Origin of the sequence: Candidatus Microbacterium phytovorans (assembly GCA_029202445.1) — a bacterium.
GTDB classification, from domain to species: domain Bacteria; phylum Actinomycetota; class Actinomycetes; order Actinomycetales; family Microbacteriaceae; genus Microbacterium; species Microbacterium phytovorans.
On record CP119321.1, the window covers coordinates 827,672 to 849,132 of the forward strand.

The 21,461-nt window shown below is 68.0% G+C and carries 18 protein-coding genes; 6 read left to right on the forward strand and 12 right to left on the reverse strand.

Going from position 1 to position 21,461, the window contains the following annotated elements:
• Positions 1-63: 63 nt before the first annotated feature.
• The 4 genes from P0Y48_03950 to dut all read right to left on the reverse strand — a co-directional run bounded on the left by P0Y48_03950 (position 64) and on the right by dut (position 4,878).
• Positions 64-2,928 carry an aconitate hydratase gene (locus tag P0Y48_03950; protein WEK14369.1) on the reverse strand — a complete coding sequence of 955 codons (2,865 nt, stop codon included), beginning with the start codon at positions 2,926-2,928 and terminating at the stop codon, positions 64-66.
• Positions 2,929-3,083: 155 nt separating this feature from the next.
• Positions 3,084-3,851 carry a DUF3159 domain-containing protein gene (locus P0Y48_03955; protein ID WEK14370.1) on the reverse strand — a complete coding sequence of 256 codons (768 nt, stop codon included), beginning with the start codon at positions 3,849-3,851 and terminating at the stop codon, positions 3,084-3,086.
• On the reverse strand, positions 3,848-4,432 hold the full coding sequence (locus P0Y48_03960) for a DUF3710 domain-containing protein (protein WEK14371.1): 585 nt from the start codon (positions 4,430-4,432) through the stop codon (positions 3,848-3,850). The genes P0Y48_03955 and P0Y48_03960 overlap by 4 nt, the downstream gene beginning before the upstream one ends.
• Positions 4,429-4,878 (reverse strand): dUTP diphosphatase, encoded by a 450-nt coding sequence (gene dut / locus P0Y48_03965; GenBank protein ID WEK14372.1) that lies wholly within the window; start codon positions 4,876-4,878, stop codon positions 4,429-4,431. Before dut ends, P0Y48_03960 begins: the two co-directional genes overlap by 4 nt.
• A gap of 3 nt (positions 4,879-4,881) precedes the next feature.
• On the opposite strand from dut, the gene P0Y48_03970 reads away from it, so the two are divergent.
• On the forward strand, positions 4,882-5,367 hold the full coding sequence (locus tag P0Y48_03970) for a DUF3093 domain-containing protein (GenBank protein ID WEK14373.1): 486 nt from the start codon (positions 4,882-4,884) through the stop codon (positions 5,365-5,367).
• Between the two features lie 58 nt (positions 5,368-5,425).
• Here P0Y48_03970 and P0Y48_03975 read toward each other — a convergent pair whose 3' ends face one another.
• A complete protein-coding gene (locus tag P0Y48_03975; protein ID WEK14374.1) occupies positions 5,426-5,719 on the reverse strand; it encodes a DUF4193 domain-containing protein in 294 nt (97 codons plus the stop codon).
• A gap of 219 nt (positions 5,720-5,938) precedes the next feature.
• On the opposite strand from P0Y48_03975, the gene sepH reads away from it, so the two are divergent.
• Positions 5,939-6,967 (forward strand): septation protein SepH, encoded by a 1,029-nt coding sequence (gene sepH / locus P0Y48_03980; GenBank protein ID WEK14375.1) that lies wholly within the window; start codon positions 5,939-5,941, stop codon positions 6,965-6,967.
• Between the two features lies 1 nt (position 6,968).
• On the opposite strand, the gene P0Y48_03985 is transcribed toward sepH, so the two are convergent.
• Positions 6,969-8,102: an alkaline phosphatase family protein gene (locus tag P0Y48_03985; protein WEK14376.1), complete on the reverse strand. Its 1,134-nt coding sequence runs from the start codon at positions 8,100-8,102 to the stop codon at positions 6,969-6,971.
• 78 nt (positions 8,103-8,180) lie between these two features.
• Between P0Y48_03985 and P0Y48_03990 the strand changes: the two genes are divergently transcribed.
• The gene (locus P0Y48_03990) at positions 8,181-10,625 is read left to right on the forward strand and encodes a DNA topoisomerase IV subunit A (GenBank protein ID WEK14377.1); all 2,445 of its coding nucleotides are present in this window, start codon (positions 8,181-8,183) and stop codon (positions 10,623-10,625) included.
• A 33-nt stretch (positions 10,626-10,658) separates the two neighbouring features.
• Here the strand turns inward: P0Y48_03990 and P0Y48_03995 are convergent, their stop codons facing one another.
• Entirely contained in the window at positions 10,659-12,752 is a 2,094-nt protein-coding gene (locus P0Y48_03995) for a DNA topoisomerase IV subunit B (GenBank protein ID WEK15004.1), read from the reverse strand.
• Between the two features lie 190 nt (positions 12,753-12,942).
• Here P0Y48_03995 and P0Y48_04000 point away from each other — a divergent pair, with 190 nt between their 5' ends.
• The gene (locus P0Y48_04000; protein ID WEK14378.1) at positions 12,943-13,155 is read left to right on the forward strand and encodes a hypothetical protein; all 213 of its coding nucleotides are present in this window, start codon (positions 12,943-12,945) and stop codon (positions 13,153-13,155) included.
• A gap of 55 nt (positions 13,156-13,210) precedes the next feature.
• Here P0Y48_04000 and P0Y48_04005 read toward each other — a convergent pair whose 3' ends face one another.
• The 5 genes from P0Y48_04005 to P0Y48_04025 all read right to left on the reverse strand — a co-directional run bounded on the left by P0Y48_04005 (position 13,211) and on the right by P0Y48_04025 (position 18,477).
• Positions 13,211-14,230, reverse strand: coding sequence for a sugar-transfer associated ATP-grasp domain-containing protein (locus P0Y48_04005; GenBank protein WEK14379.1), 1,020 nt, complete (start codon positions 14,228-14,230; stop codon positions 13,211-13,213).
• A 26-nt stretch (positions 14,231-14,256) separates the two neighbouring features.
• Positions 14,257-15,279, reverse strand: a complete 1,023-nt coding sequence (locus P0Y48_04010; GenBank protein WEK14380.1) for a sugar-transfer associated ATP-grasp domain-containing protein — start codon at positions 15,277-15,279, stop codon at positions 14,257-14,259.
• A 1-nt stretch (position 15,280) separates the two neighbouring features.
• The gene (locus tag P0Y48_04015; GenBank protein ID WEK14381.1) at positions 15,281-15,988 is read right to left on the reverse strand and encodes a coenzyme F420-0:L-glutamate ligase; all 708 of its coding nucleotides are present in this window, start codon (positions 15,986-15,988) and stop codon (positions 15,281-15,283) included.
• The gene (locus P0Y48_04020; protein WEK14382.1) at positions 15,985-17,310 is read right to left on the reverse strand and encodes an RNA polymerase sigma factor; all 1,326 of its coding nucleotides are present in this window, start codon (positions 17,308-17,310) and stop codon (positions 15,985-15,987) included. Before P0Y48_04020 ends, P0Y48_04015 begins: the two co-directional genes overlap by 4 nt.
• A gap of 240 nt (positions 17,311-17,550) precedes the next feature.
• The gene (locus tag P0Y48_04025; protein ID WEK14383.1) at positions 17,551-18,477 is read right to left on the reverse strand and encodes a PAC2 family protein; all 927 of its coding nucleotides are present in this window, start codon (positions 18,475-18,477) and stop codon (positions 17,551-17,553) included.
• Positions 18,478-18,591: 114 nt separating this feature from the next.
• Here P0Y48_04025 and P0Y48_04030 point away from each other — a divergent pair, with 114 nt between their 5' ends.
• Both P0Y48_04030 and lpdA read left to right on the forward strand, forming a co-directional pair.
• Positions 18,592-20,058, forward strand: a complete 1,467-nt coding sequence (locus tag P0Y48_04030) for a leucyl aminopeptidase (protein WEK14384.1) — start codon at positions 18,592-18,594, stop codon at positions 20,056-20,058.
• Positions 20,055-21,425 carry a dihydrolipoyl dehydrogenase gene (lpdA, locus tag P0Y48_04035; GenBank protein ID WEK14385.1) on the forward strand — a complete coding sequence of 457 codons (1,371 nt, stop codon included), beginning with the start codon at positions 20,055-20,057 and terminating at the stop codon, positions 21,423-21,425. Before P0Y48_04030 ends, lpdA begins: the two co-directional genes overlap by 4 nt.
• Positions 21,426-21,461: the final 36 nt, after the last annotated feature.

A 21,461-nucleotide genomic window follows, 5' to 3' on the forward strand; every position in this document is an offset into this window, starting at 1 on the left:
CCGATACGAGAAAGCCCCGGATCCGCCGCGCGACGCGGCAGGACCGGGGCCTTCTCCGGATGCTCAGACCAGCGAGCGCAGAACGTACTGCAGGATGCCGCCGTTGCGGTAGTAGTCCGCTTCTCCGGGGGTGTCGATGCGCACCTTGGCCTCGAAGACCACGGTCTCCTTGCCGGCGGGCGAGAACTCGCTGGGTGCCGCCGTGACGGTGACCGTCTTGGGCGTGACGCCCTCGTTGAGCTGCTCGAGTCCTTCGATCGAGACGATCTCGGTGCCGTCGAGTCCGAGCGACTTCCAGCTCTCGCCCTCGGGGAACTGGAGCGGAACGACGCCCATGCCGATGAGGTTGGAACGGTGGATGCGCTCGAAGCTCTCCGTGATGACGGCCTTGACGCCCAGCAGGCTGGTCCCCTTGGCCGCCCAGTCGCGCGACGAGCCGGAGCCGTACTCCTTGCCGCCGAAGACGACGAGCGGAGTGCCCTGTGCCTGGTAGTTCGTGCTCGCGTCGTAAATGTACGCCTGCGGTCCGCCCTCGAGGGTGAAGTCGCGCGTGAAGCCGCCCTCGACCACCTGCCCGTCGTTGACGGCGGCGACCATCTCGTTCTTCAGGCGGATGTTCGCGAACGTGCCGCGGATCATGACCTCGTGGTTCCCGCGGCGTGAGCCGTAGGAGTTGAAGTCCTTCTGGGCGACGCCGTGCTCGGTGAGGTACTGCGCGGCGGGGGTTCCCGCCTTGATGTTGCCGGCAGGGCTGATGTGGTCCGTCGTCACCGAGTCGCCGAGCGTCGCCATGACGCGGGCACCGGAGATGTCGGTGACCGGCTGTGGTTCGTGCTGCATCCCGTCGAAGTAGGGCGCCTTCCGCACATAGGTCGAGTTCTCGTCCCACTCGAAGACCGGCCCGGTCGGGGTGGGCAGGTTCTTCCACCGCTCATCGCCCTCGAACACCGTCGCATACTGCGTGATGAACTGCTCGCGGGAGATCGAGTGGTCGATGACGTCCTGGACCTCTTCCGGCGACGGCCAGATGTCCTTGAGGAACACGTCCTCCCCCTGCGCGTCCTTGCCGAGCGGGTCGGTCTCGAAGTCGAAGTTCATCGACCCGGCGAGGGCGTACGCCACCACGAGCGGCGGCGATGCCAGGTAGTTCATCTTCACGTCGGGGCTGATGCGCCCCTCGAAGTTGCGGTTGCCCGAGAGAACGGCCGTCACGGCGAGGTCGTTCTCGTTGATGGCCGCCGAGACTTCCTCGATCAGGGGTCCGGAGTTGCCGATGCAGATCGTGCAGCCGTACCCGACGGTGTAGAAGTCGAGACCCTCGAGCGCCTTGTCGAGACCGGACTTCTCGTAGTAGTCCGTGACGACCTTGGAGCCGGGGCCGAGCGTGGTCTTGACCCACGGCTTGCGCTTCAGTCCCTTGTCGACGGCCTTCTTCGCGAGGAGACCCGCGGCGATCATGACCGACGGGTTGGAGGTGTTGGTGCACGACGTGATGGCCGCCAGCGTCACCGCACCGTTGTCGAGCAGGTAGGCCTCGCCATCGGGAGTGGTGACGCGTACAGGCTTGGATGCCGCGTGCGCCGCACCACTGGCCAGCAGCGCCTCGGCGTGCGCGTCTTCGTGCTGGTGGGAGACGCCGCCGGCGGACACGTGCTCGTGGTCCTGGCCGGGGATGACGCCGGGGTCGGACGCCGGGAACGTGCCCTCGAGCTCGACCGAGTCCTCTTCCGTGGCATCCGCGTAGTTGAGGATGTCCTTCTGGAACTGCGTCTTCGCCTCGGACAGGAGGATGCGGTCCTGGGGGCGCTTCGGGCCGGCGATCGACGGAACGACGGTCGAGAGGTCGAGCTCCATGTACTCGCTGAAGACGAGCTCACGCGTCGGGTCGTGCCAGAGCGACTGCTCCTTGGCGTAGGCCTCCACGAGGGCGACGGCCTGGTCGTCACGGCCCGTCAGACGCAGGTAGTCGAGAGTCACGTCGTCGATCGGGAACATCGCGGCGGTGGAACCGAACTCGGGGCTCATGTTGCCGATGGTGGCGCGGTTGGCGAGCGGCACCTGTGCGACGCCCTCGCCGTAGAACTCGACGAACTTTCCGACGACGCCGTGCTTGCGCAGCAGGTCGGTGATCGTCAGCACCACGTCGGTCGCCGTCACGCCCGCGGGGATCTCCCCCGTCAGCTTGAAGCCGACGACGCGCGGGATGAGCATGGAGACGGGCTGGCCGAGCATGGCGGCCTCCGCCTCGATACCGCCGACGCCCCAGCCGAGCACGCCGAGACCGTTGACCATCGTCGTGTGCGAGTCGGTGCCCACGCACGTGTCGGGGTATGCGCGCAGGGTGCCCTCGACGGTGCGGTCGTAGATGACCTTCGCGAGGTGCTCGATGTTGACCTGGTGGACGATGCCCGTCCCGGGCGGCACGACCTTGAAGTCGTCGAACGCGGTCTGTCCCCACCGGAGGAACTGGTACCGCTCGCCGTTGCGCTCGTACTCGATCTCGACGTTGCGCTCGAGGGCGTCTTCGCGACCGAAGAGGTCGGCGATGACCGAGTGGTCGATGACCATCTCTGCCGGCGAGAGGGGGTTGATCTTGTTGGGGTCGCCGCCGAGTGCGGTGACCGCCTCGCGCATCGTGGCGAGGTCGACGATGCAGGGAACTCCGGTGAAGTCCTGCATGACGACGCGTGCCGGAGTGAACTGGATCTCCGTGTCGGGTTCGGCGTCGGCATCCCAGCCGCCGAGGGCTTCGATCTGCGCCTTGGTGACGTTCGCGCCGTCCTCGGTGCGCAGGAGATTCTCCAGCAGGACCTTGAGGCTGAACGGGAGCTTCTCGTATCCGGCGACGGTGTCGATGCGGAAGATCTCGTAGTCGGTGCCGCCGACTGTCAGGGTGCTCTTGGCTCCGAAGCTGTCAACTGTGGACACGTCTGGTCTCCTTATCCTGGGCCGCGGGCGCCTTCGTCGGCGGGGACGGGCGCGCACCACGTCGCTTCCATCTTCGCGCGGCCCGGAGGCCCAGGCTAGTGAGGTTCCCCTAACCGCCCGTCGCGAAGATTTATCTCGATATCAAGATAAATCTATCACGCCGCGTCGGACGCTTCGGCTCGCGGGTACACCGCGCGGACGGCCAGCCAGGTGACGGCGACGAGCGGAGCGAACAGTGGCAGCCCCATTACGAGCTTGAGGGTTCCGAGGGTGGTGACATCCCCCGCGAAGTACAGCGGGAGTTGCACTCCCAGTCGGGCGAAGAACAGCGCCGACCATGCGAGGGCGAGCCAGAAGAACGTCCGGCGCTTGCGCGCGTCGGCACGCCACGCCGTCCCCTCGTTCATGAGGAACCCGGCCGCCAATCCGATGAGCGACCAGCCGACGAGCGCCGACACGAGGAAGGCCGTGCCGTAGACCGCATTCGTGATGAGGCCCGGAACGAAGTTGTCCTCGCCGCGACCCGTCCACAGGGCCAGTCCCGCGGCGGCAGCCGTCGCGATCAGGCCGCCGAGGGCTGCGCTCAGGGTCGACCTCTGGATCAGCCGGATCACCGTGAAGGCGGCCGCCAAGGCCACCGACACCACGAGGGAAAGCACGAGATCGCGAGTCGTCGTGAACAGCACCACGAAAGCCAGGCCCGGGAGCACCGCCTCGAGGACGCCGCGCCAGCCGCCCATCGCGTGCCACACGACGTGCCCCGTCGACGCGTCCTTCGCGGGATCGAGACCCGCGCGGCGTGCCGCACTGCCCAACGCCTGGCCCAGGATGTCGGATGCCGACGCCTCCGGCGGGGTGAGATCCGGTCGAGCGGCGTGCTCGTCGGCGCCCTCCGGAGCGTCGGGCCGAGAGAGGTCGCTCACGCCGAACCGGGGGCTGCGGGCATCTTCAGCGGAATGAGGTCGCGCGGCGGCATGGGCGTACCTCCACGGACGACGACGATGGACCGGAAGAGGTCCTCCACCCGGGCCGCGGCCTCGACGTCAGCGGCCGCGGCACCGCCGATGACGCCCCGGAGGAACCACCGCGGACCGTCTACGCCCACGAAGCGGGCGATCCGCTTTCCGCTCGTCCCATCGGCGCCCGACACCGGGACCTCGGCGAGAAGCTCGTGTCCGAGGGGCCCCTCGCGCTCTTCCACCCGTCCGCCCTGCTGGCGGATCTGCTGGCGGATCTGCTCGCGCGTCTCGTCCCACAGGCCGGTCGAACGTGGGGCGGCGAAGGGTTGAACCTGCAACGTGGAGTCCGCGTAGTCGAGTCCGACCGCGACGATGCGCTTGGTCTGCTCCTCCACTTCGAGGCGGAGGTTGAGTCCTTCGCGCGGGAGGATCTTGATTCCGCCGAGGTCGATGTACGGACGAACCGGGTTCGCCTCGGACTCGTCGAAGGGTCCCGTCGCCGAGCGATCGGTCGGTGACGCCTTGCGGATGTCTCCGTCGGTCATGCGTGCTTTCCTGTCTGATAGCCGGTGGAACCGAAGCCGCCCTCGCCGCGCGTGCTGTCGGGCAGTTCGTCCACGGTGATGAATCGGGCCTGAGGAACGGGCATGATCACGATCTGTGCGATCCGATCGCCCGCCGCGATGTCGTACGCCTCCGTGGCATCGGTGTTGAGGAGGGAGACCTTGATCTCGCCGCGATAGCCCGCGTCGACCGTTCCCGGCGCGTTCACGATGGTGATGCCGTGCTTCGCGGCGAGCCCGCTGCGCGGGACCACGAAGGCGACGTAGCCCTCGGGAAGGGCGATACGTACGCCGGTGCCGACGAGAGCACGCTGTCCGGGCTCCAGACGCACCGCCTCCGTCGAGACGAGGTCGGCTCCCGCGTCGCCGGGATGGGCGTAGACGGGCACGTGCGATGCGATGATGGGAATGTCCACGCTTTGGATCACTCCATGAGGGTAATGCACAACATGACGAGCGACCTGAGACCGCACGCGGTCCCCTACCGCGAACGACTGAGCCCCTCGCTGTGGGTGCTGGCTGCAGCCGCCGTGAGCGCACCGATGGTGGCACTCGTCTTCGTCCCGCTCGACCCGACGGTCGCCCTTGCCGCGGGAGTCGGGGTGGCGCTCGCACTGGTGGTCGGGCTGGTCGCTGCGTCGCCGGTCATCGCTGTCGACGACGGTGAACTGATGGTCGGCCGTGCCCACGTGCCCGTCGAGCTGCTGGGTGAGCCGGAAACGGCATCCGGTGAGGAGGCGCGTCTTCTGCGGGGCCCGGGGCTCTCGAGGACGGCGTGGCACCTTCTGCGCCCCGGAATCGACGGACTCGTTCGCGTGCCGGTCACCGATCCCCACGATCCGGTGACGGAGTGGGTCTTCTCGACGCGCACACCCGATCGGGTCGCTGCGGCCCTGCGACGCGCCCGCTCGTCCTGAGGAGCGGGCGCTCGGACGGTCCGGAGCTGGTCAGGTGGCGGCCATCAGGCGGCGCTGATCAGGCGGCGCACTCCATGCACACGGCGCCGGCCGCCGACTCGTGATCGATCTGAGTGCGGTGCTTGACGAGGAAGCACTCGATGCAGGTGAACTCGTCCTCCTGCGGGGGCAGCACGACGACGTCGAGTTCGAGGTCGGACAGGTCCGCCCCCGGCAGCTCGAACCCCGAGGGGTTGTCCGCATCCTCGGAGTCGACCGATCCCGACAGCTTGTCGGGGACGCGCTCCTTCAGGGCCTCGATCGACTCGCTGTCGTCGTCGGTCTTGCGGGGGGCGTCGTAATCCGTAGCCATTGCTCGAACGTCTCTACTTCCAGTGTTTCGTATTCGCGGGCCCGAGTCGGGCGGCCATAGTTTGCACGACCGCACTGCATTTCGCAAATGCCGTCGTGTGCCGCCGACGATCCCGCCGGTTCGTCGCGTCAAACTCGCGGCGCGCGCGGGATATTCCCGTCATCCAGAAGGCTGCGTGACACGATGGGCGCACACGCAGGAACGGGAGGGGTGTTTCGCATGGAGCAGCTCAAGGTCATCGGGATCGAAGACGGCGTACTCGTGCTCGCCACGGAGTCCGGCGATCGGTTCGCTCTGCCCGTCGACGAGACGCTGCGCACGCAGTTGCGTCGCACGACGCGAGACGCCGAGCCCCGCGCCGCGAGGCCGAGCCCGCGCGACATCCAGTCGCACATCCGCGCCGGACTGTCCGCGCAGGAGGTCGCCACGCTGCTGGGCGTGCGCGTCGAGGACGTCGCTCGATTCGAGGGCCCGGTGCTCGCCGAGCGTGAGCACATCGTCGGTCAGGCCCTGGCTGTGCCTGTTCTTCTCGGCGGGGAACTCGACCCCGATGCTCAGCCGACGTTCGGCACCGCGGTACGCGCGAAGCTCGCAGAAGCGGGCGCCGTCGGCGAGCGGTGGACGAGCTGGCGCGAGCAGAGCGGTTGGATCGTGAAGCTCGAGTTCACCGCGGGCGATGTCGATCACGACGCGCGGTGGTCCTTCGACCCGCGTCGCGCAACGCTCGCGCCCCAGAACGCCGACGCCACGCAGTTGTCCCGCCAGGGCTCGCTTCCCGAAGGGCTCATCCCCCGCTTACGCGCGCTGGACGTGTCGAGCGTGAAGGATGCCACGCGCTTCGACAGCGGCGCCTTCGGTCCCCGTCGTCTCCCCGATGCCGATCTGGAAGCTCCCGAGGTTCGGGAGCCCGCATCCCCCGCCGTGCAGCAGGCAGCCATCAAGCGCGCACCGGAGCAGGCGATCACCTCGACCGACACCGCCGATCTGCTGGAAGCGCTGCGCCGCCGCCGCGGACAGCGTGAAGCCATGCCCGGGGAGGCTTCCGATTCCGAGAGCCCTCGCGCCACGTCGAGTCCCGTCGCACTGTTCGACGCGCTCGAGCCCGGCTACGACGAAGCGCCGGCCGAGGAGTCGCGTCCTGAGGCTCCGATCGACGAGCCGTCGGCCGACACGTCGCGACGCAAGGGACGCACGTCCATGCCCTCCTGGGACGAGATCGTCTTCGGCGCGCGCACCGAAGACGGCTGATTCAGCCGGCGAACGCGCCGAGTCGGATGAGCGGGACGATCCTCTCGGCATCCGTCAACGAACCGTGCTGTCCGATCATCCGCTGCGGCCTCTTGTCCGCAAGGCGGTCGTCGTAGTACGCGACGCTGGAACGCGCCGCGACGAGCACGTCGCCGATGCGCGGCACCACCTCGGGGTCCACGCGGGCTCCGTACAGTCCCGCAGCGATCGCCTCGTCGCGGCTCATGACCCAGGAGCGGTGGCCCTCGGCATCCCGCCATCGCTGGAGCACCGCCTCGGACGCGCCGGATGCCGTATAGAGCTGAAGGAGCCGCGGCTCTCCCGCGACGAGCTCGAGGTCGGTGAGGAGAGGATCTCCCTCCGAGAGGAGCACGTGCCGGTGCGCCGAAACGTCGACCATCCCGTGATCGGCGGTGACGACGGCGCCGACGCCGCGCGGCAGGGACCGGTCGAATTCCGCTATCGCCGCGTCGACGTGCTCGAGGCCCCGAATCCACCGTTCGCTCTCCCACCCGTGCGCGTGCCCGATCGTGTCGAGTTCGGGAGCGTAGACGTACACGAGCGCGCCGTCTCGTGCCGTGGTGACGTCGGCTGCGCGGGCGAGGCGCTCCTCCAGGCTCTCCGCCGCCACGAACTCCGCACCGCGCTGAGTGGCGTGGGTGAAGCCCGTGTCCGCGTACATGGATTTGGTGATGACGACGCACGGGCGACCGGCTCGCGACTCGGTCTCGAGGAGGGGTGCCGCGCGCTGCCAGACGAGCGGATCGAGCCCGTCCGTCTCCCAGCCCTTGAGCTGATTCGGGGCATTGAGGGTGCCCGGCACCCGCGCGCGGTAGCCGACGATGCCGTGTTCTCCGGCGTCGCGACCGGTGAGGAGTCCCGTGACGGCGGTCGCCGTCGTCGAGGGGAATGTCGTGCGGAGCGCGTCGCGCTTGGTCATCCGCGAAACGAGGAAACGCGCATGCCCCGACCGCGCAGTGAGGTTCGCTCGGCCGAGGCCGTCCAGGAGCACCACGACCGCCCCGCGCGCCGATCCGAACCAGTCCGAACGCCCCTGGAGCGCGGCGATCGTCTGCGGCACGACATCGGTGAGGCTCCGGGCCGAGGGCGGGTCCGCGGGTAGGCTGAGAGACATCGGGGTCAGTCTCGCACACACCCGGCGGCACCCCGTTTCCGCTCGTTCGTTCCCGTCTCCGGAGGACCTCACTTCCCCATGGCTGCTTCGCGCACTGACCCCGCGTCCGCCGCCGGCGGCGAACGCATCGAAGACGTCGACGTCTCGGCGGAGATGCAGGGGTCCTTCCTCGAGTACGCCTACTCGGTCATCTACTCCCGCGCGCTGCCTGACGCGCGCGACGGACTCAAGCCGGTACAGCGCCGAATCCTGTTCCAGATGGCCGACATGGGCCTTCGCCCGGATCGAGGCCACGTCAAGAGCGCTCGCGTCGTCGGCGAGGTCATGGGCAAGCTCCACCCCCATGGCGACTCCGCCATCTACGACGCGCTGGTTCGCTTGGCGCAGGACTTCGCGCTCCGTGTTCCGCTCGTCGATGGGCACGGCAACTTCGGATCGCTTGACGACGGCCCCGCGGCGGCGCGTTACACCGAAGCCCGACTGGCGCCTTCCGCGCTGGCGCTGACGGAAAACCTCGACGAGGACGTCGTCGACTTCGTGCCCAACTACGACGGGCAGTTCCTGCAGCCCGATGTCCTCCCTGCGGCCTTTCCGAACCTGTTGGTCAACGGCACCACCGGCATCGCGGTCGGCATGGCCACCAACATGGCGCCGCACAACCTCATCGAGGTCGTGGCCGCCGCCGGTCATCTCCTCGAGAATCCCGACGCGACGTTGGACGAGCTCATGGAGTTCGTGCCCGGGCCTGACCTGCCGGGCGGCGGGGTCATCGTCGGTCTCGACGGCTTGAAGGACGCCTACGCGACCGGACGCGGCACGTTCCGCACGCGGGCGAAGGTCTCCGTCGAGTCGTTGGGGCCGCGGCGAACGGGCCTCGTCGTGACCGAGCTGCCGTACATGGTCGGTCCCGAGCGTGTGATCGAGAAGATCAAGGATGCCGTGACGGCGAAGAAGCTCACGGGCATCGCCGACGTCACCGACCTCACCGATCGCAATCACGGCCTCCGTCTCGTCATCGGGATCAAGACGGGGTTCGATCCGAACGCCGTGCTCGAGCAGCTCTACCGGCTCACGCCCCTCGAGGACTCCTTCGGCATCAACAACGTCGCACTCGTCGAAGGTCAGCCGCAGACACTCGGCTTGAAGGAGCTCCTGCGGGTCTACCTCGACCACCGCATCCAGGTCGTCACGCGACGCAGCCGCTACCGTCTGGCGCGCCGCCAGGACCGGTTGCACCTGGTCGAGGGCCTCCTCATCGCGATCCTCGACATCGACGAGGTCATCCAGGTCATCCGCACCTCCGATGACGGGGAACAGGCGCGCACCCGCCTCATGGACGTATTCGACCTGTCGCAGCCGCAGGCCGAGTACATCCTCGAGCTGCGACTGCGGCGGCTCACGAAGTTCTCCCGCGTCGAACTGGAGACCGAACGCGACGAGCTGAAGTCGGAGATCGCACAGCTGGAGGAGCTGCTCGCCAGCGAGCTGCTCCTGCGCGCACAGGTGGCCCGGGAGCTGGACGCGGCTGCCGAAGCCTACGGCACTCCGCGCCGCACGCTGCTGCTCAACGGCGGCCCGGTCGCGTCGCGGTCGCGCGCGTCGGCGGCGGTCGACCTCCAGATCGCGGACACGCCGTGCCGCGTGTACCTGTCCGCCACCGGACGCATGGTGCGAGCGGAGACTGCCGACGCCGCCATCGTGCCTCCCACGCGGCGTGCGAAGCACGACGCGATCCGCTCCGCCGCCGACACGACGACGCGCGGTGACCTGGGGGCGGTCACGAGCCGGGGGCGCCTCGTCCGCTTCTCCCCCGTCGACCTGCCGTCCGTGCCGGCGAATGCGGTGCAACTGGCCGCCGGAACACGGGCTGACCAGTACGTCGGATTGCCCGCGGGCGAGCACGTCGTCGCGGTCGTCGCGCTGGTGGACGCGCCGCCGCTCGCCATCGGCACGGCGCAGGGCGTCGTCAAGCGCGTATCGGCAGCCGAGATCGCGCAGAAGCCTGACATCGACATCATCGCCTTGAAGCCCGGCGACAGCGTGGTCGGTGCCGCTCCGGCATCCGATGCGGCCGAACTCGTCTTCGTGACCTCCGACGCCCAGCTGTTGCGGTTCGGTGCCGACACGGTCCGGCCACAGGGTCGCGGGGCCGGAGGTATGGCCGGCATCCGCGTCACGCCCGGCGAGCGTGTCATCGCCTTCTCAGCTGTGACGCCCACCGCAGAGACGGTAGTCGCGACGATCGCCGGGTCGACCCAATCGCTTCCCGGGACCGACGCCGGTTCGGGGAAGGTCTCACCGTTCTCCGAGTTCCCGTCGAAGGGGCGCGGCACGGGCGGCGTCCGCGCACAGCGCTTCCTGAAGGGCGAGGACACGCTCACGCTCGCCTGGGTGGGTGAGGAACCGCGCGCCGTGGGAGCTGACGGTTCCGTGCGCCAGTTGCCGGCGCCCGGCGCGAAGCGCGACGCGTCGGGACAGCCGATGGACGCCGTTGTCGGCACCATCGGCGCCCCTGTCAGCTGAGACCCTCATCGGTGCCGTCAGGGCACGCCGCGGTCAGGCGTCGATGGCCTCGCGATCGAGACGGTCCGCCGAGGACACGATGAAGTCGCGGCGAGGGGCGACCTCCGACCCCATCAGCAGTTCGAAGATGCCGGTGGCGGCCTCGGCGTGCTCCACTCGCACGCGGCGGAGGGTGCGCCCGTTGCGGTCCATCGTCGTGGTCGCGAGCTGATCGGCATCCATCTCGCCGAGACCCTTGTAGCGCTGCACGGGCTCCTGCCAGCGACGTCCCGACTTCTGCAGTTTCGTGAGCAGAGTGTGCAGTTCCTGCTCCGAGTAGGTGTAGATCGTTTCGTTGGGCTTGGAGCCCGGGTTGACGACGATCACGCGATGCAGCGGGGGCACCGCCGCATACACGCGTCCTTCCTCGATGAGGGGGCGCATGTAGCGGAAGAACAGCGTCAGCAGCAGGGTGCGGATGTGCGCCCCGTCGACGTCGGCGTCGCTCATGAGGATGATCTTGCCGTAGCGAGCCGACTCGATGTCGAACGAGCGACCGGAACCGGCGCCGATCGTCTGGATGATCGCGGCGCACTCCGCATTGGACAGCATGTCGCTGATCGACGCCTTCTGGACGTTGAGGATCTTCCCGCGGATCGGGAGGAGCGCCTGATATTCGCTGTTGCGCGCGTGCTTCGCGGTGCCGAGCGCGGAATCGCCCTCGACGATGAACAGCTCCGACTCGGCGACGTCGTTGGTCCGGCAGTCCGCCAGTTTGGCGGGCAGTGACGAGGACTCGAGCGCGTTCTTGCGCCGCTGCGTCTCCTTGTGCGTGCGTGCCGAGACGCGCGCCTTCATCTCCGAGACGACCTTCTCGAGCAGGAGCGCCGTCTGGGTCTTGTCTTCGCGTTTCGTCGACGAGAAGCGGGCGCCCAGCTGCTTCGCGACGACACTCGCCACGATCGCGCGGATCGCGGGGGTGCCGAGCACCTCTTTGGTCTGACCCTCGAACTGCGGCTCCGGGAAGCTGACCGTGAGGACCGCTGTGAGTCCGGCGAGGATGTCGTCCTTCTCGATCTTCTCGTTCGCGCCCACTTTCAGACGGCGCGCGTTCTGCTGCACCTGATCGCGCACGAGCTTCATGAGTCCTTGCTCGAAGCCGGCCTGGTGCGTGCCGCCCTTGGGCGTCGAGATGATGTTGACGAACGAGCGGGTCACCGTGTCGTAACCGGTGCCCCAGCGCAGGGCGATATCGACCTCGCACGTGCGCAGCACCTCTGTCGGAACCATCGCCCCCGAAGGCTGCAGCACGGGCACCGTTTCGGTGAACGTTCCCTCGCCGGTGAGCCGCCAGGTGTCGGTGACGGGGGCGTCGGGGGCGAGGAACTCGGCAAACTCCGAGATCCCGCCGTCGTAGCGGAAGCTCGTCTCGCGGGGCAGCGTCACGTCGGGGTCGTCGACGGGCCGGTGATCGACGATGACGATCTCCAGTCCGGGTACCAGGAACGCCGTCTGTCGGGCGCGCTGCTCGAGCTCGGTGAGACCGAACGCGGCATCCTTGGTGAAGATCTGACGGTCCGCCCAATAGCGGATGCGTGTGCCGGTGACCCCCTTCGCGGCCTTGCCGATGACCCGCAGTTCGGATGACGCGTCGAACGGCGTGAAGGTGGCGTCGAGGCCGGGACCGGAGAAGATGCCGGGTTCACCGCGGTGGAACGACATCGCGTAGGTCTTGCCGCCGCGATCCACCTCGACGTCGAGCCGTTCGGACAGCGCGTTCACCACCGACGCGCCGACGCCGTGGAGGCCGCCGGAGGCCGCATACGACCCGCCGCCGAACTTGCCGCCCGCGTGGAGCTTGGTGAACACGACTTCGACGCCCGTCAGCCCGGTGCGCGGTTCCACGTCGACCGGGATGCCGCGGGCCCGGTCGCGGACTTCCACGCTGCCGTCGGCGTGCAGCACGATGTCGATGCGCGTGCCGTGACCGGCGAGGGCTTCGTCGACAGAGTTGTCGATGATCTCCCACACGCAGTGCATGAGGCCGCGAGAGTCCGTCGAGCCGATGTACATGCCCGGCCGCTTGCGCACCGCCTCGAGCCCCTCGAGCACCTGGAGATGATGGGCGGAATACTCGGCTGTCACAATCTCCCAGCGTATCTGCGGCTCCGCCGCCTGCGGCTCTCGACACACGTGGGGGCCGCGCACGCACACCAGGTCAGGCAACACGCCGTACGCGTACAGCGAAATGTGACCTCCCGCGGGCATCGTCCTCGGTATCGCGTGGTTGTATTTAGTGAGCCCGCACTGGAGTAGAAGCACCGAGGAGGCACCCAGAATGAGCATCTCGACCACAGCAGAGCCCGCCGTCCTCGAGCACCGCCTCACGGCGGCGGATCGTTGTGACTCGTGCGGGGCGCAGGCCTACATCGCGGCAGAGGTCAACGGCAGCGAACTTCTCTTCTGCGCGCACCACGGTCGCAAGTACGAAGAGAAGCTGCGCGCCGTCGCCACGTCGTGGCACGACGAGACTGCGCGACTCCTCCCCTGACGGAGGTCGTGTCCCCGCGCCTTGCGGTGCCCGGGCGTCGTGCGTGGCGCGTGCGTCAGAAGCCGACGGCAGCCTGGTAGACCGGCAGGAGTCCGGTGCGTACCCCCGACGCCGACGGCTTCGGCTGGAAGACGCTGGAGTTGTGGTTGCCCTCGATCACGACGGGACCATCGGGTGTGATCGCCAGGTCCCACCCCACATAGGGAGCCTCGGGGGTGCGGCGGGCGAGTTTCTCGGTCAGAGCGACGATCTCGTCGTACATCGGGACGGCGAAGCCGACGATGGGAGTTCCGGTCACCGGGTGTTCCGCGTAGACGTTGCTCTTCTTGTCCACTCCCGGGTACAAGGCGACACCCTGCTCATCGAGCATCGTGAACATGCCGCCGGACGCGAAGTTGTCGATCACGTCGCCGTTGCCGATGCGCAGCACCGCCGCCAGCAGGTGAACACGCCCGGGCTCTCCCCCACGCGTGTCGAGGAACGTGATCATCCGCACGGTGTTGACGCTGTCCGGGTATAGCGCGCTCATCTGCGGGTGTTGGACGATGAACTCGTCGACGATCGACTGTCCGGCCGCCGTGATCTCGGCGCGGAACGCCGCGGCATCCGTCACGTTCTCGTACAACGTGATGCCGCCACCGCCCTGACCCTCGAACGGCTTCGCGAGCACCTTCGGGTGACGCGAGAGGAAAGAGCCGAGCTCGGCGTCGTCCACGTCGCGCAGGTCGATCGTCTCGCGCCCGAGCAGGTCGGCGTATTCGCGGGCGAACCGACGCTTGTCCTCGAGCTTTGCGCGGCCCTCCGGTGTGTTGTGCATGCGGGTGATGCGGAACGACTTCGGATGCGTCATCCACGTCGCTCGCTCCTTCGCGGTGAGGAGACGGATGTCCCACACGGCGTAGTCGCGGAAGCCCATGTCGTACTTGAGGGAGCACCACAGCATGTCGGCGATCAGCACCGGCAGGGGCGCGCGAGACACCTTCTGCGCTTGGCGGGCGAACTCGATGAGGTTGCCCGGGCGGAGCTTGCGGGCACGGCGCGCCAAGTAGCGAAGACGCACGGTGGCTTTCCCCATCGGTGGTTTCCTTCCCTCGGCTGCTGTCAGAAGCGCATGGCGGCGCGGTAGCGCGGCAGAAGACCGCGACGGATGCCGGAGACCGACGGCTTCGATTGGAACACACCGGTGTTGTGGTTGCCCTCGATGACCACCGGGCGATCGGGCGTGATCGCGATGTCCCACCCGATGTAGGGCAGCGCGGGTACGCGGCGCGCGAGCGTGTCCACGAGGGCGAGCACCTCGTCGTACAGCGGCACCTGGTAACCCGTGATCGCGACGCCCGTGATCGGGTGCACCTCGAACGGGTGTCCTTCCTCGTCGCTGGCGGCGTGGAGCGCGCGGCCGCCGTCGTCGAGCATGGTGTACATCCCACCGTTGCTGAAGTTGTCGATGACGCCGCCGTTGCCGACCTTGAGGACGGCGGCCAGCACATGGACTTCGTCGTCCGGGTCGAGATAGGTGACGACGCGCAACGAGTTGACGCTCCCGGGATACAGGCGCGCCATCTCGGGATGCTGCACGAGAACCTCCTCGGCGAGCGTCTGGCCGGAGGCGAGCAACTCATCGCGGAGCGCGTGAACGTCATCGATGTCGACGGTATCCCGGAGCGCGATGCCATTGCCGCCGACGCCGCCGGGATTCTTGGTGATGATGCGATCGAACCGCCGAACGAACTCGCCGAGCTCCTCCACGCCGGTCACGGAGACGTCGAGCCACGCGCGGCCCAGCTCGTCGCCGAAGTGCTCAGCGAACCGCAGCTTGTCGTCGAAAATCGAGCGCTGTGCGTTGTCGTTGAGCTTGCGGGACAGGTGGAACGACTTGGGGTCGGTCATGTAGGTCTTGCGTTCGCGCGCGCGAAGGAGACGGAAATCCCACTCCGAGTAGTTCTCGAACGTCGTCTCGTAACGCACGGCGCACCACGCCATGTCGATCACGACCCACCACAGCGGTGCCTTCGAGAGCGTCGCCGATTGACGCGCGAACTGCAGCACCCGCTCGCGATCGAAAGACACGACGCGCTTGACGAAGAAGCGCGCGCGACGGTACAGCCGGTTGAGCGCTCGCACGTCAGATCCCGGCGGTGCGGCGGATGATGCCCAGCGGGGTCGACTGGTGGCCCTGGCCCAGCGGGTTGTCGCCGAGGATGCGTACGAGATCCCGCTCGCCCGCGCGATCCAGCGTCGATCCGAGGATGTTGCCGCCGATGTCGTTGATGTCGACGACGGCGACCTCGTTCGTACCACCCAGAAGAGCTTTGAGGCGCGCCGCGACCTTTTCCGGTTCGAGTGGGCCCAGCACGACCGCCTTGTTGTATGGCGGGATGGTGTGCCGAGTCGGTCCGTCGATAGAGCGTGCCTTGTCGCCGGCGATGCGGTAGAAGTCCCCGCGACGACCGACGAGCTTTCCCACGGCACTCACCGCCGCGGCGAACAGGATGCGCGGCGTACCGCATTCTCGCAGGGCCATCTCCATCGTTTCCGGCATGCCGAGACCGATTCCGTAGGACGTCTTGACGACGTAGCGCGACAGGAAGCGGGCCAGCGGACGGGGAGAGATGTCCTCGACCAGGTACGAACGCCCCTGAGTGATCGCCACGATCTTCTCGGTGACGAAGAGGATGTCTCCGTCGGTCAGATGGCCGGAGGCGTACTCGGTGATGAACTCGTCGAGGTCGTCACCGGGCATCACGACGCGGGTGCGCAACGGAATACGCGCGTACGACGCTCCGTCGATCGCGATCTCGAGCGACTTCCCGTCGTTCGCCTGTGCGCTCATTCGAGGTAGTCCCGCAGCGACTGCGACCGCGACGGGTGTCGGAGCTTGGCCATCGTCTTCGACTCGATCTGCCGGATGCGCTCGCGGGTGACACCGAACGTGTCGCCGATCTGATCGAGCGTCTTCGGCTGGCCGTCGCCGAGGCCGAAGCGCATACGGATGACTCCCGCCTCGCGCTCGGACAACGAGTCGAGCAGTGCTTCGAGCTGTCGCTGCAGCATCGTGAAGCCCACCGCGTCTGCCGGCACGACGGCTTCGGTGTCTTCGATCAGATCGCCGAACTCGCTGTCACCGTCTTCACCCAGCGGCGTGTGCAGAGAGATGGGCTCACGCCCGTACTTCTGCACTTCGATGACCTTCTCAGGGGTCATGTCGAGCTCACGGCTGAGCTCTTCCGGCGTGGGTTCGCGACCCAAGTCCTGCAGCATTTGACGCTGCACACGCGCGAGCTTGTTGATGACTTCGACCATGTGCACCGGGATGCGGATGGTGCGCGCCTGGTCGGCCATCGCGCGGGTGATCGCCTGGCGGATCCACCAGGTGGCATACGTGGAGAACTTGAAGCCCTTGGTGTAGTCGAACTTCTCGACCGCGCGGATGAGTCCGAGGTTGCCCTCCTGGATCAAATCCAGGAACTGCATGCCGCGGCCGGTGTACCGCTTCGCGAGGGAGACGACCAGACGGAGGTTCGCGCCGAGCAGGTGGCTCTTGGCGCGCTGACCGTCGCGAGCGACCCACTGCAGGTCGAGTCCGAGCTGCGCCGACTTCTCACTCGCCGTCATGTGCGACAGCTTCTCTTCGGCGAACAGGCCGGCCTCGATGCGCATGGCCAACTCGACCTCTTCGGCCGCGTTCAGAAGCGGAACTTTACCGATCTGCTTCAGATAGTCCTTGACCGGGTCGGCAGTGGCGCCGGTGATCTGTGTGGAGTAGACCGGGACATCGTCCTCGTCGCTCGACGTGATGACGATGGCGCCTGTCGGGAGCGGCTCGGAAAATGCCGGCTTGGCTGCATCTTCCTCGTCGTCCTCGTCGTCCGAGTCGCTCTTCTTCGCCTTCTTCTCGGTGTCGTCGCTGTCCTCGGACTCGTCGGCGTCATCCGAAAGATCGGCCTCTTCGATGTCGACCTCGTCCTCGAGATCGGCGTCCTCGTCGTCGGCCGCGGCCTTCGCTTTTCCTGCACGGCTCTTGGCGGGCGTCGCCTTCGCCTTCGCCGGCGTCTTGGCCGCAGGCTTCTTCGCGGGGGCCGTCTGCTCAGCCGTGGTCGCCTCGTCGGTGTCCTCAGCCTTGCGGGTGCGGGTGCTCTTCGTGCCTGACGTCACGTCTCGCCTTTCACCGACGGATGCCGTCGGGTTTTCGGACACTAGTAAGACCCTTGTCAAGTCCTCAGCGGTCTGCGCAGGCAGACGACAGAGGGTGACAACGGGTCAGATCATCCATTCTCTCACAGTTCTCGCGCGGAAGAGGCCGCGTCGTCCCGGGACGCAGGACGAATGGGTCTCGACGCGTCTGCCGACGGGGCGCAGTCTTCGGGGCACTCCTCATCGGTGGACTGCAGAGGGTCAGAGACGGCCTCGCTTGTCCTCGTCACCCGGTGGACGTGTGGCGAGGTAGCGCTCGAGTTCAGCCGCCAGCTCATCCGCGCTCGGCAGATCGCCCGTATGGATGATCGGCTGGGCGCGTGTGGCACCGGCCATGTACGAGTCGTAGCGCTCTTCGAGATTGTGCAGCATCGCGGTGAGCTCGTCGCTTCCCGATACCTGCTCGGTCACCTTTTCGAGGTACTCCCGGTTCTCTTCGCGAAGATCGTCCAGGTCGAACACCAGCCCGGTCGCGACGGAGACGCTGTCGAGCCCGGCAATCGCGGCCGCGGGATAGTCGGTGTCGCCGAGGTAGTGCGGGATCAGTAGCACGAACCCCGCAACGTCGGCGCCAGCCTGCGCGAACCGGTACTCCAGGAGATGACCCACTGTGGCAGGCACCTGCGTGTGCGGCTGCCACACGGAGTGGGCCTTGGTGAGATCGGCTCGTGTGCCGCTGACGGTCGTGCCGATCGGGCGTGTGTGGGGAACCGGCATCGGGATGGCGTGCACCCAGGTGACCGTCGACGTCTGCAGGCCTTCGGCGAGTCCGACGACGGTCTCGGTGAAGGCCTCCCAGGCGAAGTCCGGTTCGTAACCGGACAGGAGCACGAACGGCTGACCGAGGGAGTCGTGCGCGAGCGCCAGTTCCAGACGCGGCGGTCGGTATCCCGTCAAGTGGTCCGCCTCGAAGGTGATCAGCGGGCGTCGAGCGCGGTAGTCCAGCAGGACGTCCGAGGAGAACGAGAGGACGGGGGTGGGGTCGAGATCATCGCGGAAGAAGTCGACCATCCGCGACGCCGCGCTCCCGGCATCCGTGAACCCCGTCAGCACGATCACCAGCGGCAGACCGCTGGGGATGGGCGGGGCGGTCGCGACACGCTCATACAGAGGACCGGACAAGGGCATGACTCCACTGTACGAGCCGTCGCGCGGGCCGGCTCCGCATCGGTCGCGCTGACAGCGAACACGCGACCGGCCGGTTCGGCGCGACGCCGCCAAACCAAAACTAGGATGGAGCCCATGCCGTTCCCGGAGCTGTCGTTCACCACGTCCGCCCTGGCCGACATCGAGGCGGATGCCCTCGTGCTGGCCCTCCCCCCGATCGGAGCCGCCAGCGATGCGCTGGCGGCGCTTCCGGGCCTTGCGGAAGTGCTGGAGGGGGTCGGCTTCTCCGGCGCGGCGGGAAGCGTCATCCGCGCGTACGCGCCGGGCGTGACCTCTCTGCCGCTCTTCGTCGTCGGCATCGGCACGAACCCTGACGCGGTGGCGGTGCGCGACGCGGTCGGCGCGGCCGTCCGCACGACGACGGGATTCGACGACCTCGCCGTCTCCGCGCCCACTGTTCCCGCGCTCGTCCGCGCCGTCGCCGAAGGTGTCGTGCTCGGGGGCTACCGGTTCCAAGGGTACAAACGCGATGCAGGCAAGCCCCGCGCCTCACGCGTCGTGATCGCCGCGCCGGAGGTGCCCGCGGAGTCCGACCAGCGCGTCGTCGCCGCTGTCGGTCGGGCAACGGCGCTCGTGAAGGACCTCGTCCATATCCCCGCGGAGTGGCTCGGCCCGCAGGATCTCGCCGACCGCGCCGTCGAGGCAGCGGCGGGGCTACCCGTGTCGGTCGACGTGTTCGATGAGCGTCGGCTCGCCGAGGAGGGCTTCGGCGGCATCCTCGGGGTCGGGCAGGGCTCGGATCGACCGCCGCGCCTCGTGCGATTGGAGTACGCGCCCGAGGGTGCGACACGTCACATCGCGCTGGTCGGCAAGGGGATCACCTTCGACACCGGCGGTCTGTCGTTGAAGCCTCCCGCGGGGATGGTGGGTATGAAGTACGACATGTGCGGTGCCGCGACCGTGCTCGCCGTCGTCACCGCCGCTGCCCGGCTCGAGGCGCCGGTGCGCGTCACGGGCTGGCTCTGCATCGCGGACAACATGCCGTCGGGGCGCGCGACGCGTCCCGGTGACGTGGTCCGCATCGCCGACGGCACCACGGTGGAGGTTCTCAACACGGATGCCGAAGGTCGGCTCGTGCTCGCGGACGGTCTCGTCGCCGCCAGCCGCGAGCAGCCCGACGTCCTCATCGATGTAGCGACTCTCACCGGCGCGATCTCGGTCGCGCTGGGGAACCGGCACACGGGCGTCATGGGCGATGACGTCGCCGTCGGCGAATACCTCGCCGCCGCGGAACGCGCCGGTGAACCGGCGTGGCCGCTCCCGCTGCCCGAACACATGGAGGAGGAGCTGGACTCCCCTATCGCCGATCTCCAGAATGCGAAGATCGGCGACCCGGCCGGCGGATCGCTCTTCGCGGGGCTCTTCCTCCGGCGATTCGTCGGGCGGGTCTCCGAAGAAGCCGACGCGCCACGCATCCCCTGGGTCCACCTCGACATCGCGGGTTCCGGAACCACAAAGGCCGCGTTCGGGTCCACGGACAAGGGCCCGACGGCGGCGACCGTCCGTTCACTCATCGAGTTCGTCACAGGAGACGCATCATGACCGAGCACGCAGCCGACATCGTCATCCTCGGAGGCGGGAGCGGAGGGTACGCCGCCGCGCTCCGGGCCGCGGAGCTCGGCAAGTCCGTCGTGCTCATCGAGAAGGACAAGCTCGGGGGTACGTGCCTGCATCGCGGCTGCATCCCGACCAAAGCGCTCCTCCACTCGGCGGAGGTCGCCGAGCACGTCCGCGACGCGGCGTCGGTCGGCGTGACGGCCACGTTCGACGGGATCGACATGCCCGGGGTCACGGCGTACCGCGAAGGTATCGTCGCGAAGAAGTTCAAGGGTCTCGAGGGACTTGTGAAGGCCCGCGGGATCACCGTCGTCGCCGGCGAGGGTCGCTTGCTCGCCGACCGCGGCGTCGCGGTGGGCGAGGACGTCTATCGCGGTACCGACGTGGTGCTGGCCACCGGGTCGTTCACCAAGTTGATCCCCGGCCTCGAAGCGGGGGGACGCATCCTCACGAGCGAGGAGGCCCTCGCCCTGCAGGAGGTCCCGAGCCGGGTCGTGATCCTCGGCGGCGGCGTCATCGGGGTGGAGTTCGCCAGCGTCTGGCGCTCCTTCGGCGTCGAGGTCACCATCGTCGAGGCGCTCGACCATCTCGTGCCCAATGAGGACGTCGCGCTGAGCAAGGGGCTCGAGCGAGCATTCCGCAAGCGCGGCATCGTGGCGAAGTTGGGTCAGCGATTCGCGTCGGCCGAGCAGTCGGACGACAGCGTCACGGTGCGCTTGGAGGGCGGGGAGGAACTCGTCGCCGACTACCTCCTCGTCGCTATCGGTCGTGGCCCTGCGACCGCTGGTCTCGGATTCGAGGATGCCGGTGTCACCCTCGACCGAGGGTTCGTGCCGGTCGATGAGCGGCTGCGCACGAACGTTCCCCATGTCTGGGCCGTCGGGGACATCGTGCCTGGCCTCCAGCTCGCCCATCGGGGGTTCCAGCAGGGAATCTTCGTCGCTGAGGAGATCGCGGGTCTTGCCCCCGTGGCGGTTCCCGAGACCACGATCCCGCGCGTCACCTATTCGAGCCCTGAGGTCGCTTCGGTGGGGGTCACGGAGGCGCAGGCGCGCGCCGAGCACGGTGACCGTGTCGTGGCGTACGAGTACAACCTGGCAGGCAACGGCAAGAGCGAGATCATCGGGACCGCCGGTCTCGTCAAGGTCGTGCGTCTGGCCGACGGACCCGTCGTCGGCGTGCATCTCGTGGGCGACCGCGTGGGCGAGCTCATCACGGAGGGGCAGCTCGCGGTCGGATGGGAAGCCCATCCGGAGGACCTTGCGCCGTTGATCCACGCCCACCCCACGCAGAGCGAAGCCCTCGGCGAGGCGTTCCTCGCGCTCGCAGGCAAGCCCCTGCACGCACTCTGACGACGCAGTCCCGCGGGTCAGTAAGCTAAAGATGAC